The organism is Chryseobacterium oncorhynchi, assembly GCF_002899895.1.
GTDB classification, from domain to species: Bacteria; Bacteroidota; Bacteroidia; order Flavobacteriales; family Weeksellaceae; genus Chryseobacterium; species Chryseobacterium oncorhynchi.
In genome coordinates, this window is record NZ_PPEI02000001.1 from 314,763 (window position 1) to 329,178 (window position 14,416).

The following is a 14,416-nucleotide window of genomic DNA, read 5'->3' on the forward strand; positions in this document are numbered from 1 at the left end:
TTGTTAAAATTTAGCGTTTTGTAAAGATAAATCGTACCCAATAGAGGCCTTTGAGTTTTTCACAATATTATGAATAAATAAACTCTAATTTATCAACTGGAGCTGAATATGTTTGGTTTTTCAAATTTATCAATTTTGGTAAAATTTCCTCAAATCTCCCTAATATAGCTAAAAACATCTTCTTAAAATATTAACATTTAAGGTATTAAGTCTTAAAATTCAAACAAATGTTTATGATTTCAACTTGTTTTCAGCATCTCAAAAGGATGCAATAATAAGATACTGAGAACAAAAGCCAAAACACTATACTATCAAAAGATCAATATTAATAGAAAACTCCGGCCTTTCAGCCGGAGTTCCCTATATTCTTTATATAAGCTTCTTATTTAATGAAGAAGTTATATCCTAAGTTTACAGCACCAATATTCCAGCTGTCTCTGTACCAACCGTGGTCACGTCTGTTGCTAACAGACTGGTATCCTATGTATAGTTCACCTTTAGACATTTGATATCCAAATTTTGGCTGAGCATAGAACCCACCATCAATACCATCTTTTGTAGAAATTCCGTATCCTAAATCTAATCCTACAAAAATAGGCGCTCCTTTAAATTTATATTTACCGGAAACAGCCACAGGGATAAATCCGAAATCATCAAAATGATCTTTTCCAAAGAAATGAGAGTATCCTGTCGTCACCCCAAGGTCAAAACCTTTAGCAATATTCCACATATAAGCAGCATCTACCCCTAATGTAAATGAAGATACATTGCTTGCATCAGATACAGGAACACCAATGTGTCCACCTAATTTTAAACCCTCCTGTGCTTGAACAGCACCTCCTAAAAGTGCAAAAGCACCTATTAATAATACCTTTTTCATTTTTTTAGCTTAAATTCTGGTTCAAAAGTACTCATTATTTTCATTATAGAGATCACATTTCTATAGGTGACATTCCTCACAATAAAAAAGCAGGACAAAATTTGTCCTGCTTTATATAATGATTTTTATTTCTAAAATCTAAGAATTAGTTTCCTCCAAATTTGAAACCTACACCTACCTGAACGAAGCTATTTTTTAATGTTCCGTTTTCCCCATCTTCTTTCTTCATAAGATTAGAAACACCTAAGTTATATCTTGCGTCAAAGAATAATCCGTTTTCAAGAGTGTATTCAGCACCAGCAAAAGGAGCTAAATTCAACTTATTCATGTGGCTTTTCACGTCTTCAGTTTCAGTTGTTGAGTCAGAGAAAGGTTGGCCTAGCGCTGTTCCTGATAATGTTGCTGTAGTTTTTATTTTCGCTGAAATAATAACCCCCACATTCAAACCAACTCCGAAAGCTAAGTTTTCAGTTACATAATATTTTGCACTCACAGGAACCTGTACAGTCCCTAATTTCCAATCAGACTTTTCAGTACCTGTAACGTCAACACCCATTAAACTATAAGAAACCGCCTCTTCTTGTTTACCACCTATTGGAGAGTATAAAACTTCTCCCTGTACAGCAAACTTGTCATTGAATTTATATTCAGCCATAGCTCCTGCGTAGAAAGTAGACTTTGCATCAAAATTGTAAGTTTTCCCTTCTCCACTTGCTTTAAGCATTGATAAAGAGTAACCAGCTTTAGGTCCGAATTTGAATTCTTGTGCGTTTACAGAAATTCCCAATACAGCGATTGCTGCAGTAAGTAAAAGTTTTTTCATTGTTATTAGTTATATTTTAAGGACAGCAAAGCTAATTATTTTTTCCAAATTAACAAACTTTAAAAAAAATATAAAGGTTAATAAAAGGTTAATAGAAACTTTTACTCATTGGAAACTAGTCATTTCTTACCCTCTTATCTTCGTCATTATAGGCAAGGATAATTTTTCTAACAACAGGATGTCTTACCACATCTTCCTCTGTAAGATGCACAAAGCCAATCTCATTTACTCCATGCAGAATCCTCATAGCTTCTTTCAATCCTGACTGTTGGTTTTTCGGAAGGTCAATCTGGCTTGGGTCCCCTGTAATGATAAACTTAGCATTCATCCCCATTCTTGTAAGGAACATTTTCATTTGTGCATGCGTTGTATTCTGCGCTTCGTCAAGGATCACAAAGGCATCATCAAGGGTACGCCCTCTCATAAAAGCCAATGGAGCAACCTCAATGACCTTTTTCTCCATGAATCCCTCCAGCTTCTCATGAGGAATCATATCACGAAGAGCGTCATATAAAGGCTGTAAATACGGATCCAGTTTCTCTTTAAGGTCTCCAGGTAAAAATCCAAGACTCTCCCCTGCTTCTACAGCGGGTCTTGTAAGGATAATCCTTTTCACTTCCTTATCTCTTAAGGCTCTTGCTGCCAATGCCACACTGGTATATGTTTTTCCGGTTCCGGCAGGACCAATGGCAAAAACCATATCTTTTTTCTCGGTTTCTTTTACCAGTTTTTTAAGATTGGTGGTCTTAGCCTTAATAATTTTCCCGTTTACCCCTTTTACAATAATATCCTGATCGAAAATAAGTTGCTTCTCATTTTCATCTTTAATATTGAGTATATTTTCAACGTCTTTTAGACTTATTGAATTATTTTTAGAGATAAACTTGACAATATCATCGAGTTTTTGCTTTAATATATCTAAAACTTCCTGATTTCCCATAGCAAAGATAACATGATCTCTTCCTGTAATCTTAAGAGTTGGAAAGCTTGATTTTATTAAGTTGAAATATTGGTTACTAACTCCATAGAAGATTTTCGCATCGATATCTTCCAAATCATATGTTAATTCAAACATGCAGTATTTTTATTTTTAGATTTTAAAATTAAAGCTTTTTTTCAAATTTATATTAAATTCTTTTCAACAATCTTTCGGGCTTTCTTTTTATTTTAAATAACTTTGCAATACTACACTATTCTATAAATTGCTCATGTCAATTATTACCCTTACTTCGGATTTCGGAAATTTAGATTACAGAGTTGCCGCTGTGAAAGGCAAAATTCTGTCTCTAAATCCTGAGGTTAATATTATTGATATAACCCACGACATCCAGGCATTCAACCTTATACAGACCTCATACATTGTAAGAAATGCTTACAAATACTTTCCAAAGGGAAGCATTCATATTGTTTCTGTGGATAGTTTTTATCATAAATCAAGAAAAAATATTATCTATAAAGCAGACGGTTCTTATTTTCTGGCCTCTGACAATGGACTTTTGAGTCTTATATTTTTCGATATAAAACCCGAAGCGATCTATGAACTCACGCTGAATAATCGTTTTGATGATATCATCGACTTTACTTCAACAGACATTTTTGTTCCGGCAGCTGTACATTTGGCAAACGGAGGTCTTCCTGAAGTTATCGGAAGAAAAATAGATACCGCAAAGCAATTAATGTTTCCAAGGGCCGTTTATAATGAGTCTGAGGGAATGATCATTGGCGAGGTTACGTATATTGATAATTTCGGAAATATAATCTCAAATATCAACAAAGATTTCTTTGAAAACATCAGCAAAGGATACAACGGTTTCACCATAAAATTCAGAAACTTGAGTCTTTCGAGGATATTTTCCAGCCATACGGAAGTAGTTTCAGACTGGGAAAGAGAGACTGAATTTCACGGGCAGTCAGCCGCTATTTTCAATGACAGTCAGTTATTGGAGCTTACGATCTATAAAGGAAGTAAGAAAAACGGCGCGAAAAGCCTGTTTGGATTGAATGTAGGGGAAAATATCTACATTGAATTCAGCTAAGATTATATATTTCATAAAAAAACCGATTTTTTTTATATATTTGTCAAAATCTAAAAATCAAAAATGGCAGAATACAAATTATTGCTTCCTTCCATGGGAGAAGGGGTTATGGAAGCGACAATTATCACTTGGTTATTCAATGAAGGTGATAACGTAAAAGAAGATGACTCTGTAGTAGAAATTGCAACAGATAAAGTAGATTCAGACGTTCCGACACCGGTTTCGGGGAAAATCGTAAAAATTTTAAAGCAAAAAGACGAAGTTGCAAAAGTAGGTGAGGCCATTGCTATTTTAGAAATTGAAGGAGAAGGCACTGCATCAGAAGAAGTAAAAGCGGAAACACCGGCTGCTACTCCTGATACTGAAACACTAACAACAATTGAACAGCCTTTACAAACTGTTGCTGTTTCAAATGTAGAATTCTCAGGAGATCTTTACTTATCTCCACTTGTAAAATCAATTGCACAACAGGAAAATATTTCTGAAACTGAACTTAAGACTATCAAAGGAAGCGGTTTAGAAGGAAGAATTACTAAGGAAGATATATTAGCGTATGTTGCCAACAGAGGAAGCCAACCTGCTCAACAGGCTGCTCCGGTACAGGCAGCAACTACGCCAAAACCGGCAGTTTCTGCGCCTACAGCTACTATTCCGGTAAGCGCTGGTGATGAAATCATTCCAATGGACAGAATGAGAAAGATCATCGCTGAAAACATGGTGAAAGCAAAACACATTGCTCCACACGTAACTTCTTTCATTGAAACAGACGTTACTAACGTTGTAAAATGGAGAAATAAAAATAAGGCGATCTTCGAAAAGCGTGAAGGTGAAAAACTTACTTTCATGCCAATCTTTGTAAAAGCGATTGTAAAAGCGATTCAGGATTTCCCAATGATCAATGTTTCTATAAGCGGTGAAAATATCATCAAAAAGAAAAACATCAACATTGGTATGGCAACTGCTCTTCCAGACGGAAACCTTATTGTTCCTGTAATCAAAAATGCTGACCAGTTATCACTTTCCGGTCTTGCAAAAGCAATCAATGACTTAGCTTACAGAGCAAGAAACAAGAAATTAAGACCTGAAGATACTCAAGGAGCAACTTATACAATTTCTAACGTAGGAAGCTTTGGAAACCTTATGGGAACTCCAATTATTCCTCAGCCTCAGGTTGCTATTCTTGCAATAGGAGCTATCGTTAAGAAGCCGGCTGTTCTTGAAACCGCAGATGGTGATGTAATTGCTATCAGAAACTTAATGTTCATGTCTCACTCTTACGATCACAGAGTGGTAGACGGTTCTCTAGGTGGAATGATGCTGAAGCATGTTCACGATTATCTTGAAAACTGGGATCTGAACACAGAAATATAAAACAGAAGATTTTCTTTTGAAATTGAATCCAAAAAGGAATCCTAACCAATAACCAAAAAAGCTGAGATATGAAAAATGCAACCTTAATCGCAATAATTTCTTTAAGTGCACTTATTCTTATTGATCTTATTCAGTTTATTCTCAGCTTTTTCGAGATCTATTCCATGTGGATGTACCGTATTTTTGGAGTTTTAAACCTTTTAGGATTTGTGGGAATTCTGCAGTTTTTTGTTAAATTATACAATAAACAGAAAGAATGAGTCCTGAACTAAGAGAGCTTTTTGAAATAAAGCAGGAGGAGAAAAAAAATAATCCACCAGCCCGTCAAAACGTAGGAACTCATGTTTCAATACGTCTTGCCGTACTTATTTTGGGAACTATCGCATTCTCTATTGCCATGAGCATGGCAAGTGGATGGGGTGTTTTAGGTGTTGCAATCTATATGGTTATTTTTCATTCGCTCTGGTTTCTTTTCATTCTTATTGAAGCAATAGTTCTTCAAAGCATTGAAAAATTGAAACTCAGGAATGCTAATCTAACTCTCAGTGGAATTCTTTTATTAATCTACGGCATAGCTGCTATTATGATATTCCTGGATTAATAGAAATCTTCAATATAAATCATAAAACGCTTCCAAAACTGGAAGCGTTTTATTTTTTTAAATGCTCAATGGTTAACAGTCTTGGATCTTTAGAATTCAGCATTACATTTTTATTATAATGCTTTTTCATGAAACCTCTTCCTGTTTTCCAATCACTTTTTCTCTATGCAACTTTCCCCAGTTCATAAGCTCCATAATGAGAGGCTTCAATGATCTTCCGTGGTCTGTAAGTTCGTATTCTGCCTGAGAGGAGTATTTCGAAGTTCTCTGTACCAGAAGATTAATTTCCAGCTTTTTAAGTTCAATGGAAAGCATTCTGTCTGTAATACCATCAATCAAAATCGAAATTTGTTTAAATCTTTTAGGCTCATCCAGAAGAGCAGCAATGATCTTAATTCTCCACTTACCATTTACAGCTTCAAGAGCATCTCCAATAGATAACATTATTTTTGAGGAATACAATGGGCATTCAGTATTTTCAATTTCTTTTTCTTTCATACATTGATCTTTTAATATCTATAAAATTAAGAAACCTCACTGACTGTAAAAATAGAGTTAGCTAAATTGGCTTAATTTTATAAAATCTTTGAATTTCTTAGGCTTTCTTCCTAAAATTTCTTGAATACCATTGCCTATATTTTCATTTCTTCCATCTAAAATTTCACCAAAAGCAATAGTCATATGTTCTGCAACAAAATGGGGTAAACCTATATTTTTCAACAGCTCTAAATATTCGTTTTTATTAAGAAAATGATACTTTACATTACGGCCAAGACTATTTCCAATGGTTTCAACAGCTTCTTCAAAGGTCAGTAATTCATCTCCAGTAACTTCATAGATTTTTCCATTATATTTTTTATGAATCAGGCATTCCACCACAGCATCAGACAAGTCATCCAAATCTACAAATGGTTCTTTCACGGAACCTGCCATAAAAGTAACAGATCCCGACTGTATACCATGCAGAAAGTGCCCCTCACTAAAATTCTGATTAAACCATGCCGAACGAATAATCGTCCATTCCAATTGGGAGTTTATGAGAATTTCTTCACATTTCCGAACTGATTCCTGCCCTCTTCCGGAAAGCAATACAGCTTTCGAAACCCCTTTCTTCACCATACAATTTATCAGCAGATTAATGTGTTCGTATGCATCCGGAGTAGAAGTATCAGGATGTACAATGTATACTTTATCAATATTACTCACAGCCAGCTCGTAGGTTGACACATCGTTCCAGTCAAAAAAAAGTAAATCTGCTTTCACTTCCTCTTTTCTTCTGGTTGTCGAAAATACGCTACATCCCATATTCCTTAATTTCCCCACAACTCGACGACCATTTTTACCCTCTCCTCCAATGACTAAAATATTTTCATTCATTTTTATAATTTTTAATTGACAATACAAATCTATGGATGGCTGATGATTCATATGGCTTAACTATAATCAAGTATAGTTGTCTTTCTTTTATTATGCTCAAAACAATCAATTCTCGCAAAAGGTATCTTTAAAATATTCAATAAATTTCATTCATATTAAGTGGGACTTTATCTTTACAGTAATCATTTTATCATTAAGCTTTAAACCTATATAAAAAGTTATCAATTTTAAGCTCCATAAACTTTAAATCTTAAATTTAAAATTGTAATTTCATGCCTGATAACAAGTAAGCACATACATGGATTTAGATTTCAGAAAACTATATGTCACTAAACTATTTGATTTTTCTAAAGAAGAGGAAAAATTAATTATTGAAATTTATGATCAACTTTCTAAAATCTATAGTATCTCAGTAGTAGAAATTAAAGACTCACCCTACCATCAGTTCTGCTTTGATAATGCAAATCCTCTAAAAACACCAAAGATTTGTTACTACATAACAAATAAAGACAAGACCAATACGTTTTACCTTTTTATTACTAATACGATCATTAATACGATCGGAGCATCCAGCACAGGCACTCGTACAGCCGACAAATACGATTCCTTAGAAATTTGGGGCCTAAAAAAACTAGATGATGATTTTGGATTTATTTCCGTCAAGCGAAAAAGTATTGCTGATAAAATTGCAGCCATTTTCAGTAGTTCTAATATTCATTTTAAAGATTTTAAAGACTTTTGTTTTCAGGGAAGTGATTCATCCAAAACCGTAGCATTTTTAAATACAAGGAGGAGAGAAATCATAAAATATTTTCCGGATGAGGACTTTAAGCTTGAGATTAAAAACAATATTTTAGAATTTGGATTACCAAAGACACTCAATGTAAATAATGCATTAATTGTTTCAAAGTTTTTAAATGAAATATAATTTTCATAATTTAACTGTAATTTCATCCCACAACACAAACAAATGCTGAAAATCTTTACCCTTATACAGAAATCCCTTAAAAAATCTTTCGATAATATTCGGAATGAGCAACTGAAGTACAATCTTCTTCAGGCAATCCCCTTTTGGATTGGGTCTGTTATTACAGGTTTTTTTGCAGTACTATATGCTCAGGTATTTGCTTGGGGTGAACATCTCATGAACTTCATTTTTGACTGGCATGCATGGATGATCTTCATTATTGCTCCCATTGGCTTTGTTCTTTCGTGGTGGCTGGTAAAAGAATTTGCCCCCAACGCTAAAGGAAGTGGCATTCCACAGGTTATGGCAGCAGTAGAATTGGCTAATCCGAAAGAACATACAAAGATCAGAAGCCTTTTAAGCCTTAAAATCATCATTTTTAAAATCATTTCCTCTGTTGTATTGGTTATTGGGGGTGGTGCGGTAGGTCGTGAAGGGCCCACCATTCAGATTGCAGGTTCCGTTTTCAGAAAGGTGAATGAATATTTACCTGAATGGTGGCCCAAGATTTCCAAGAAAAATATGATCATGACCGGAGCAGCAGCCGGACTGGCGGCTGCATTTAACACCCCATTAGGAGGAATTGTATTTGCCGTAGAGGAATTATCAAAAACGCATATTAATTACTTTAAAACAGCTTTATTTACAGCCGTTATCATTGCCGGTTTAACAGCTCAGACATTAGCGGGATCTTATTTATACCTTGGTTACCCTAAAACAAATGACGTCTCTTTAATGGTGATGTTTCCCATTGTTCTTGTGGCTGCTACAGCAGGTATTCTTGCAAGCCAGCTCTCTGTTATTATGCTTAAGATCAATGGCTGGAAAAAGAAAAAACTGAAAACAGATAAAGCCAATGTTATATTTTTAGTGATTTGCGCTTTAATCATTGCTTCCATTGCTTATTTTATCAATCGGGAAGTTCTGGGTTCTGGAAAGGAGATTATGGAACGGGTTCTTTTTACGAAAGATAAACATGAAGACTGGTATGTTCCTATCTTAAGAATGTTGGGTCCTGCCCTATCCTTTACTTCCGGAGGCGCGGGAGGTATCTTTGCGCCGGCTCTTACTGCGGGGGCTAGTATCGGGTCTGTTATTTCTGGGATGATCCATTTAACACCCAATGAAACCAATGTGGTAATCCTTGGCGGTATGGTTGCTTTTCTCACAGGAATTACCCGTGCACCATTCACATCAGCCATTATTGTATTGGAAATGACCGACAGGCATTCTTTAATATTCCATCTGATGCTTGCCGGAATGGTTTCTTCTATTGCATCCCTATTAGTAAGCAGACATTCTTTATATGATGTATTGAAAGTGAACTTTTTAACGGAAATCAGGTCAAAGGATTAATTGGAAATGAAAGAAGATTCCCACCTACCCAGCCATTCAATCTTCAATTTCATCAATATATAACTTTCAACTATTTCACCAATAGTATTGTATATTACAAATATATTCTCTAATTTTGCACCTCGAAATAATTAACAAATTCATTTAACATTATGAACAATTACGAAACTGTTTTCATTTTAACTCCCGTTCTATCTGAGGCACAGGTAGAGGAAGCAGTGAACAAGTATGTAGATCTTATCAAAGAAAAGAACTGCGAAATCGTTGCTAAAGAAAATTGGGGCTTGAAAAAGCTAGCTTACCCTATCCAATTAAAAAAGAATGGGTTCTACACTTTAATCGAGTTTAAAGGTGAAGGTACTGTAGTTGCTGATTTAGAATTAGCATTTAAGCGTGACGAGAGAGTAATCCGTTACCTTACTACAAAACTTGACAAACACGCTGTTGAATACGCTGTAACAAGAAGAGCTAAAGTAAAAGCAGCTAAAGCTTAATTATTAACCCTATTTTTTAAAAAAGACAAGACATGGCAATAGATGAAATGGCTAAACAAGCCTCTGCAGGAGGAGAATCAGAAGTAAAATTCCTTACTCCACTTGATATCAATACAAAATCTGAAAAGAAATATTGTAGATTCAAAAAATACGGAATTAAGCACGTTGATTACAAAGATGCTGATTTCTTATTACAATTTGTAAACGAGCAAGGTAAAATCTTACCAAGAAGATACACTGGAACTTCTTTAAAATACCAAAGAAAAGTTTCTGCTGCTATCAAAAGAGCAAGACACCTTTCTTTACTACCTTACGTAGCTGACTTATTGAAATAAGACAAAAAAATAAATAAAAGAAGAGAGCAATCTCTTCTTTTGTTGCTGAATAAATAATTAATTCTAACTTGATTTTAGATCATTCTAAAATCTTAAAAAAGGACAACAACAATGGATATCATCCTAAAACAAGACGTAGAAAACTTAGGACTTGAGTTTGATACAGTAAGTGTAAAGCCAGGTTATGCAAGAAACTTCTTACTACCTAAAGGAATTGCACTTTTAGCTACACCTAAAAATAAAGCTGCTTTAGAAGCTACTTTAGAAGCTAGAAAAGAAGAAGAAGCTAAATTAATCGCTGCTGCTAACGCTGTAGTTGATCAATTAAAGAAAACTTCTATTACTATCCCTGCAAAAGTAGGTTCTGGTGATAAATTATTCGGATCTATCAACAATGCAGATCTTTCTGCTGCTCTTGCTAAAGCTGGAGTTTCTGTAGAGAAGAAATATATCAAAATCCCAGGTAACACTATCAAGAGAACTGGTAAAGTAGTTGCAAACATCAGATTACACAGAAACGTTGAGTACAATTTCGAATTCGATATCGTATCTGACGCTCCAGTTGTAGCTGCTCCTGCTGCTAAAAAAGAAGAAGTTAAATCTGAAGAAGCTTAATAAGCGACTGAAAATTTTTCACAATACAAGACCACTTCAATTCAATTTGAAGTGGTTTTTTTTGTGTAATCTTAGAACCAAGAGTAAGGAATCAGGGTAAATTATTCCCCATCAATTCTAAAACCCATCAACTCGACAATCTCATCCAATTACCTATCCCCTCTTAATTTCTGCTGATATTCTGTAGGAGCTACTCCAATTACCTTTTTAAAGATATTGCTAAAAGAAGATAAACTATTGTACCCAACCATCATGGCTATTTCGTACATATTGTATTTACTTTCAAGCATCAGCTCAAGGGAACGGGTAATTCTTAAGGCTCTTAAAAAACGAACGTAATTCATCCCCAAAATTTCCTTGAACTTTCTGGAAAGGGTTCTCGTACTCATTCCGAATTCCTTGGCTGTAGATTCAATGGTAAGAGGCTTTTCCAGGTTAGCATGGATATATCTTGCAATCTTCAATAAAGTTTCATCTTTTGGAAAGGGATGCTGAACAGGAAATGCCAGCTTTTTATCTCTTTTTTCAGGTAAAATTCCTTTTAAGGCTTTAAGGAAATAATATTTTGGACCGTCATTTTTTGTGATTTTTCCATCCCAGTCTTTGGTATATAAAATCATCTCCCGAAGCAAATCATTAACTGAATAAATATTAATTTCATCAAAAAAGCCACTTTCGCATTCCTCTTTTTTAAAGTAAAAATTATATAAATCTACTTTAGGACTGGTTGAGAAAAGATAATGGGGCGTTCCTGCAGGAATCCACATGAAGCATCTTGCCGGAAGATACCAATGCTTCAGATCTGTAAAAACATGGACAATACCACCCTCAGCATACACTAACTGTGCAGAACTATGATAATGAATATCTGTTGTAATGTTTCCGGTAAGAACATGATAGACATAAAATTCAGCGTCTTCCTCTTCTACTTCTTTAAAATGGCTGTTATTCATAAAATAAAGGTATGAATAAATTTCAAAATGGCGTAAATGAACAAATCTTTTTCTTGTTTCACAAATACTGTCTGATATAGTCCGTCGTACCTTTGCCCTATCAAAATCATTTTAGCAAAAATCCTTTAATTAATTTATGAATATGATATTTAACGCTTGCCGATATCAGTGCATAGCGTTGTGCCTACTATTGAGCAATTTTTTTAACGCACAGATGATAGACTACCAACATCTTGGCCTACAACAGGCTATAGAAATTGGTTTAAAGAATAACAAGAATATTCAGATCAGCCATCTCAAACAGGAAATGTCCGCTACCAAAGAGAAAGACCTTAAAATGGAAAAGCTTCCGGACATTGAGTTTCATACGAGCTATACACAGGTTACCAATCTTTTTCAGTATCAGGATGGCGTATTTAGTAAGCCTACAAAATATGATGCCATCAATGGGATGTATGACTTCACCTTATCAGCCTCCATTCCGGTATACATGGGTGGAAAGATTAAAAATACAGAGAAAAAAGCGGCTATTGACACTGAAATTTCAACCTTAAGAACGCATCTTGATGAAAGACTTTTAAAGATGGAGATCATTACTGCTTTTTTACAAATTCATCATCTAAAGGAACAACAGATTCTTATTAATGACAAGATGAAGGAAGACTCTGTAAACATCAAGCAGGTAAAAGCTCTGAAAGCAAACGGTGTGGTAACAGTGAATGAAGTTTTAAGAACATCCCTACAGCTTTCTAACCATAAAATGAGCTGGACAGAGCTGGATAACGACATACAGATTGCTGAGCATAAGCTGAAAACAATGCTTTCACTTCCAGAGCCTCAGGAGATGCATGTAGATACAGAGGATTTGATCTCAGATAGAGCAACAATCCCTTACATCAATGATCTTACAGAAACAGCATTAAGCAAAAATGAATCTGTTGAAATTACCCACAAAAATCTTTCGTTAAAGGAACTGGACCAGAAAATCACTAAGGCAAATTATTTACCCAAAATAACTGCTGGCGGAGAATATTTCTTAAAGTATCCAAATATGATGTTTTTCCCACCCGAACCTTATGCCTATCGTTTAGGGATGCTTGGGGTGAATTTATCCTATCCTATCGAAAACCTGTACAAAAATAAATATAGAATGCAGGAAGCAAGGGAAAATATTGATCTGGCAAAGCTTCGAATAGAAGAAAATGAGGAAAAAATAAGACATACCGTATACGAAGCTTACAAAAAGTTTGAAGAAACCGATCAAAAGGTAAAAATTGCTGAAGAAGCCATTGATCAGGCCAAAGAAAACTATCGTATTGTAAGAACAAAATATGCGAACAAATTAAGCCTTATCACTGAACTTATAGACGCAGACAATACCTATCTGGAAGCTGAGTCTAACCTTATCTCCGTAAAAATTAACAGACAACTAAAATACTATCAACTCCAATATACGATTGGAAACTTATAAAAACTATGGCACAGAAACAACTGACACAAAAGGAAAAAAGAATCAACAAAACGATTACCTTACTGGCCTGGATCCTGATCATCAGCGGAGTTACTGGAATGGTAAGCTTTTATCTTTTTACAAGGAAAAATATTACAACCAATGATGCTCAGATAGAACAATATATTACTCCAGTATCCAGTAAAGTTTCAGGATTTATCAAAAACATAAAGTTTAATGAAAATCAATTTGTACATAAAGGAGATACCTTACTGATTATAGACAACAGAGAATTTGTGAATCAGGTACATATGGCTGAGGCCAATCTTCATGCAAATACTGAAAATATTACAACCATCCAAAGTGGTGTAAATACCAAGGAAAGTGATACCAAAATAATTGATGCCAAGATTGCTTCCGCAAAAATTGACATCTGGAGAACTGAACAGGACTATAAAAGATATAAAAATCTACTGGCAGAAGATGCAGCCACAGAACAGGATTTTGAAAATGTAAAAGCTTCCTATGAACAGTCAAAAGCCAATATGCTGGCACTGGAACAACAGAAAAATGCGGTAAGAGCTGGAGCCAGCGAACAACAAACCAAGGTTGCTCCTGCAAAAAGCCAGATTCAACAGAGTTCTGCCAGCCTGAATAATGCCAAACTTTTTCTTTCATACACCGTGATCACAGCTCCTTATGATGGCTGGGTGGGTAAAAAAACGATTCAGGAAGGACAGCTAATTAAAGAAGGACAGGCTTTGGTACAAATGGTGAGCAAGGAAAAATGGATTATTGCCAATTACAAGGAAACTCAGCTTGGACAAATCGACCAGAAACAAGAAGTTATCATCACAGCAGATGCTTATCCCGGTATTGAATTTAAGGGAAAGATACTTTCTGTTTCCCCAGCATCAGGTTCTCAGTTTTCTCTGGTAAAACCAGATAATGCCACCGGAAACTTCGTAAAGATTGAACAAAGATTTCCTGTAAAAATTATTCTTGACAACAATAAAGAAAACGAAAAGCTGCTTTCCGGAATGAATGTTCTGGTAAGCGCGAAGAAGATATAAGTCTGCGTGTGGGAAAATATTAGAGTACAAAATTACCTTCAACCCAAAACGTTTCAGACTTAATAATTAAATTATTTTTTTTAGC

The 14,416-nt window shown here is 35.0% G+C and carries 17 protein-coding genes; 11 read left to right on the plus strand and 6 right to left on the minus strand.

Annotation, left to right across the window (positions count from 1 at the left end; all coding sequences use genetic code 11):
* Nucleotides 1-382: 382 nt before the first annotated feature.
* The 3 genes from C1638_RS01485 to C1638_RS01495 form a co-directional block, all read right to left on the minus strand.
* Nucleotides 383-880 (minus strand): hypothetical protein, encoded by a 498-nt coding sequence (locus C1638_RS01485; RefSeq protein WP_109617554.1) that lies wholly within the window; start codon nucleotides 878-880, stop codon nucleotides 383-385.
* Between the two features lie 145 nt (nucleotides 881-1,025).
* The gene (locus C1638_RS01490; RefSeq protein WP_109617556.1) at nucleotides 1,026-1,703 is read right to left on the minus strand and encodes a porin family protein; all 678 of its coding nucleotides are present in this window, start codon (nucleotides 1,701-1,703) and stop codon (nucleotides 1,026-1,028) included.
* Between the two features lie 115 nt (nucleotides 1,704-1,818).
* Nucleotides 1,819-2,778 (minus strand): PhoH family protein, encoded by a 960-nt coding sequence (locus C1638_RS01495; protein WP_109617558.1) that lies wholly within the window; start codon nucleotides 2,776-2,778, stop codon nucleotides 1,819-1,821.
* Between the two features lie 133 nt (nucleotides 2,779-2,911).
* Between C1638_RS01495 and C1638_RS01500 the strand changes: the two genes are divergently transcribed.
* The 4 genes from C1638_RS01500 (at nucleotide 2,912) to C1638_RS01515 (ending at nucleotide 5,711) form a co-directional block, all read left to right on the plus strand.
* The gene (locus tag C1638_RS01500) at nucleotides 2,912-3,739 is read left to right on the plus strand and encodes an SAM hydrolase/SAM-dependent halogenase family protein (RefSeq protein ID WP_109617559.1); all 828 of its coding nucleotides are present in this window, start codon (nucleotides 2,912-2,914) and stop codon (nucleotides 3,737-3,739) included.
* A gap of 63 nt (nucleotides 3,740-3,802) precedes the next feature.
* Nucleotides 3,803-5,110, plus strand: coding sequence for a dihydrolipoamide acetyltransferase family protein (locus tag C1638_RS01505; protein ID WP_109617561.1), 1,308 nt, complete (start codon nucleotides 3,803-3,805; stop codon nucleotides 5,108-5,110).
* Nucleotides 5,111-5,178: 68 nt separating this feature from the next.
* On the plus strand, nucleotides 5,179-5,370 hold the full coding sequence (locus C1638_RS01510) for a hypothetical protein (RefSeq protein ID WP_109617563.1): 192 nt from the start codon (nucleotides 5,179-5,181) through the stop codon (nucleotides 5,368-5,370).
* Nucleotides 5,367-5,711 carry a hypothetical protein gene (locus tag C1638_RS01515; protein ID WP_109617565.1) on the plus strand — a complete coding sequence of 115 codons (345 nt, stop codon included), beginning with the start codon at nucleotides 5,367-5,369 and terminating at the stop codon, nucleotides 5,709-5,711. Before C1638_RS01510 ends, C1638_RS01515 begins: the two co-directional genes overlap by 4 nt.
* Before the next feature lie 126 nt (nucleotides 5,712-5,837).
* On the opposite strand, the gene C1638_RS01520 is transcribed toward C1638_RS01515, so the two are convergent.
* The gene (locus tag C1638_RS01520) at nucleotides 5,838-6,209 is read right to left on the minus strand and encodes a winged helix-turn-helix transcriptional regulator (protein ID WP_109617567.1); all 372 of its coding nucleotides are present in this window, start codon (nucleotides 6,207-6,209) and stop codon (nucleotides 5,838-5,840) included.
* 57 nt (nucleotides 6,210-6,266) lie between these two features.
* Nucleotides 6,267-7,088, minus strand: a complete 822-nt coding sequence (locus tag C1638_RS01525) for an NmrA family NAD(P)-binding protein (protein ID WP_228427976.1) — start codon at nucleotides 7,086-7,088, stop codon at nucleotides 6,267-6,269.
* A 298-nt stretch (nucleotides 7,089-7,386) separates the two neighbouring features.
* Here C1638_RS01525 and C1638_RS01530 point away from each other — a divergent pair, with 298 nt between their 5' ends.
* From C1638_RS01530 to rplI, 5 genes are all read left to right on the plus strand, one after another.
* The gene (locus C1638_RS01530) at nucleotides 7,387-8,016 is read left to right on the plus strand and encodes a hypothetical protein (protein ID WP_109617569.1); all 630 of its coding nucleotides are present in this window, start codon (nucleotides 7,387-7,389) and stop codon (nucleotides 8,014-8,016) included.
* Nucleotides 8,017-8,058: 42 nt separating this feature from the next.
* Nucleotides 8,059-9,411 (plus strand): chloride channel protein, encoded by a 1,353-nt coding sequence (locus C1638_RS01535; RefSeq protein WP_109617571.1) that lies wholly within the window; start codon nucleotides 8,059-8,061, stop codon nucleotides 9,409-9,411.
* Between the two features lie 152 nt (nucleotides 9,412-9,563).
* Nucleotides 9,564-9,905: a 30S ribosomal protein S6 gene (gene rpsF / locus C1638_RS01540; RefSeq protein WP_034695444.1), complete on the plus strand. Its 342-nt coding sequence runs from the start codon at nucleotides 9,564-9,566 to the stop codon at nucleotides 9,903-9,905.
* Nucleotides 9,906-9,937: 32 nt separating this feature from the next.
* Nucleotides 9,938-10,240 (plus strand): 30S ribosomal protein S18, encoded by a 303-nt coding sequence (gene rpsR, locus C1638_RS01545; protein WP_034706728.1) that lies wholly within the window; start codon nucleotides 9,938-9,940, stop codon nucleotides 10,238-10,240.
* 111 nt (nucleotides 10,241-10,351) lie between these two features.
* Nucleotides 10,352-10,855, plus strand: a complete 504-nt coding sequence (gene rplI / locus C1638_RS01550) for a 50S ribosomal protein L9 (RefSeq protein WP_109617572.1) — start codon at nucleotides 10,352-10,354, stop codon at nucleotides 10,853-10,855.
* 149 nt (nucleotides 10,856-11,004) lie between these two features.
* Here rplI and C1638_RS01555 read toward each other — a convergent pair whose 3' ends face one another.
* Nucleotides 11,005-11,808: a helix-turn-helix domain-containing protein gene (locus C1638_RS01555; RefSeq protein ID WP_109617574.1), complete on the minus strand. Its 804-nt coding sequence runs from the start codon at nucleotides 11,806-11,808 to the stop codon at nucleotides 11,005-11,007.
* Nucleotides 11,809-12,022: 214 nt separating this feature from the next.
* Between C1638_RS01555 and C1638_RS01560 the strand changes: the two genes are divergently transcribed.
* Nucleotides 12,023-13,279 carry a TolC family protein gene (locus C1638_RS01560; RefSeq protein WP_109617576.1) on the plus strand — a complete coding sequence of 419 codons (1,257 nt, stop codon included), beginning with the start codon at nucleotides 12,023-12,025 and terminating at the stop codon, nucleotides 13,277-13,279.
* Between the two features lie 5 nt (nucleotides 13,280-13,284).
* On the plus strand, nucleotides 13,285-14,331 hold the full coding sequence (locus C1638_RS01565) for an HlyD family secretion protein (protein ID WP_109617578.1): 1,047 nt from the start codon (nucleotides 13,285-13,287) through the stop codon (nucleotides 14,329-14,331).
* The last annotated feature ends 85 nt before the right edge of the window (nucleotides 14,332-14,416 follow it).

Excerpts from the sequence above, each read along its gene's own strand:
- C1638_RS01530 (WP_109617569.1), top strand. The coding sequence starts at position 7,387 with ATGGATTTAGATTTCAGAAAACTATATGTCACTAAACTATTTGATTTT.
- C1638_RS01500 (WP_109617559.1), top strand. The coding sequence starts at position 2,912 with ATGTCAATTATTACCCTTACTTCGGATTTCGGAAATTTAGATTACAGA.
- C1638_RS01495 (WP_109617558.1), bottom strand. The coding sequence starts at position 2,778 with ATGTTTGAATTAACATATGATTTGGAAGATATCGATGCGAAAATCTTC.
- C1638_RS01520 (WP_109617567.1), bottom strand. The coding sequence starts at position 6,209 with ATGAAAGAAAAAGAAATTGAAAATACTGAATGCCCATTGTATTCCTCA.
- C1638_RS01515 (WP_109617565.1), top strand. The coding sequence starts at position 5,367 with ATGAGTCCTGAACTAAGAGAGCTTTTTGAAATAAAGCAGGAGGAGAAA.
- C1638_RS01505 (WP_109617561.1), top strand. The coding sequence starts at position 3,803 with ATGGCAGAATACAAATTATTGCTTCCTTCCATGGGAGAAGGGGTTATG.
- C1638_RS01560 (WP_109617576.1), top strand. The coding sequence starts at position 12,023 with ATGATAGACTACCAACATCTTGGCCTACAACAGGCTATAGAAATTGGT.
- C1638_RS01535 (WP_109617571.1), top strand. The coding sequence starts at position 8,059 with ATGCTGAAAATCTTTACCCTTATACAGAAATCCCTTAAAAAATCTTTC.
- C1638_RS01555 (WP_109617574.1), bottom strand. The coding sequence starts at position 11,808 with ATGAATAACAGCCATTTTAAAGAAGTAGAAGAGGAAGACGCTGAATTT.
- C1638_RS01525 (WP_228427976.1), bottom strand. The coding sequence starts at position 7,088 with ATGAATGAAAATATTTTAGTCATTGGAGGAGAGGGTAAAAATGGTCGT.
- C1638_RS01565 (WP_109617578.1), top strand. The coding sequence starts at position 13,285 with ATGGCACAGAAACAACTGACACAAAAGGAAAAAAGAATCAACAAAACG.
- rplI (WP_109617572.1), top strand. The coding sequence starts at position 10,352 with ATGGATATCATCCTAAAACAAGACGTAGAAAACTTAGGACTTGAGTTT.
- C1638_RS01490 (WP_109617556.1), bottom strand. The coding sequence starts at position 1,703 with ATGAAAAAACTTTTACTTACTGCAGCAATCGCTGTATTGGGAATTTCT.
- rpsR (WP_034706728.1), top strand. The coding sequence starts at position 9,938 with ATGGCAATAGATGAAATGGCTAAACAAGCCTCTGCAGGAGGAGAATCA.
- C1638_RS01485 (WP_109617554.1), bottom strand. The coding sequence starts at position 880 with ATGAAAAAGGTATTATTAATAGGTGCTTTTGCACTTTTAGGAGGTGCT.
- rpsF (WP_034695444.1), top strand. The coding sequence starts at position 9,564 with ATGAACAATTACGAAACTGTTTTCATTTTAACTCCCGTTCTATCTGAG.
- C1638_RS01510 (WP_109617563.1), top strand. The coding sequence starts at position 5,179 with ATGAAAAATGCAACCTTAATCGCAATAATTTCTTTAAGTGCACTTATT.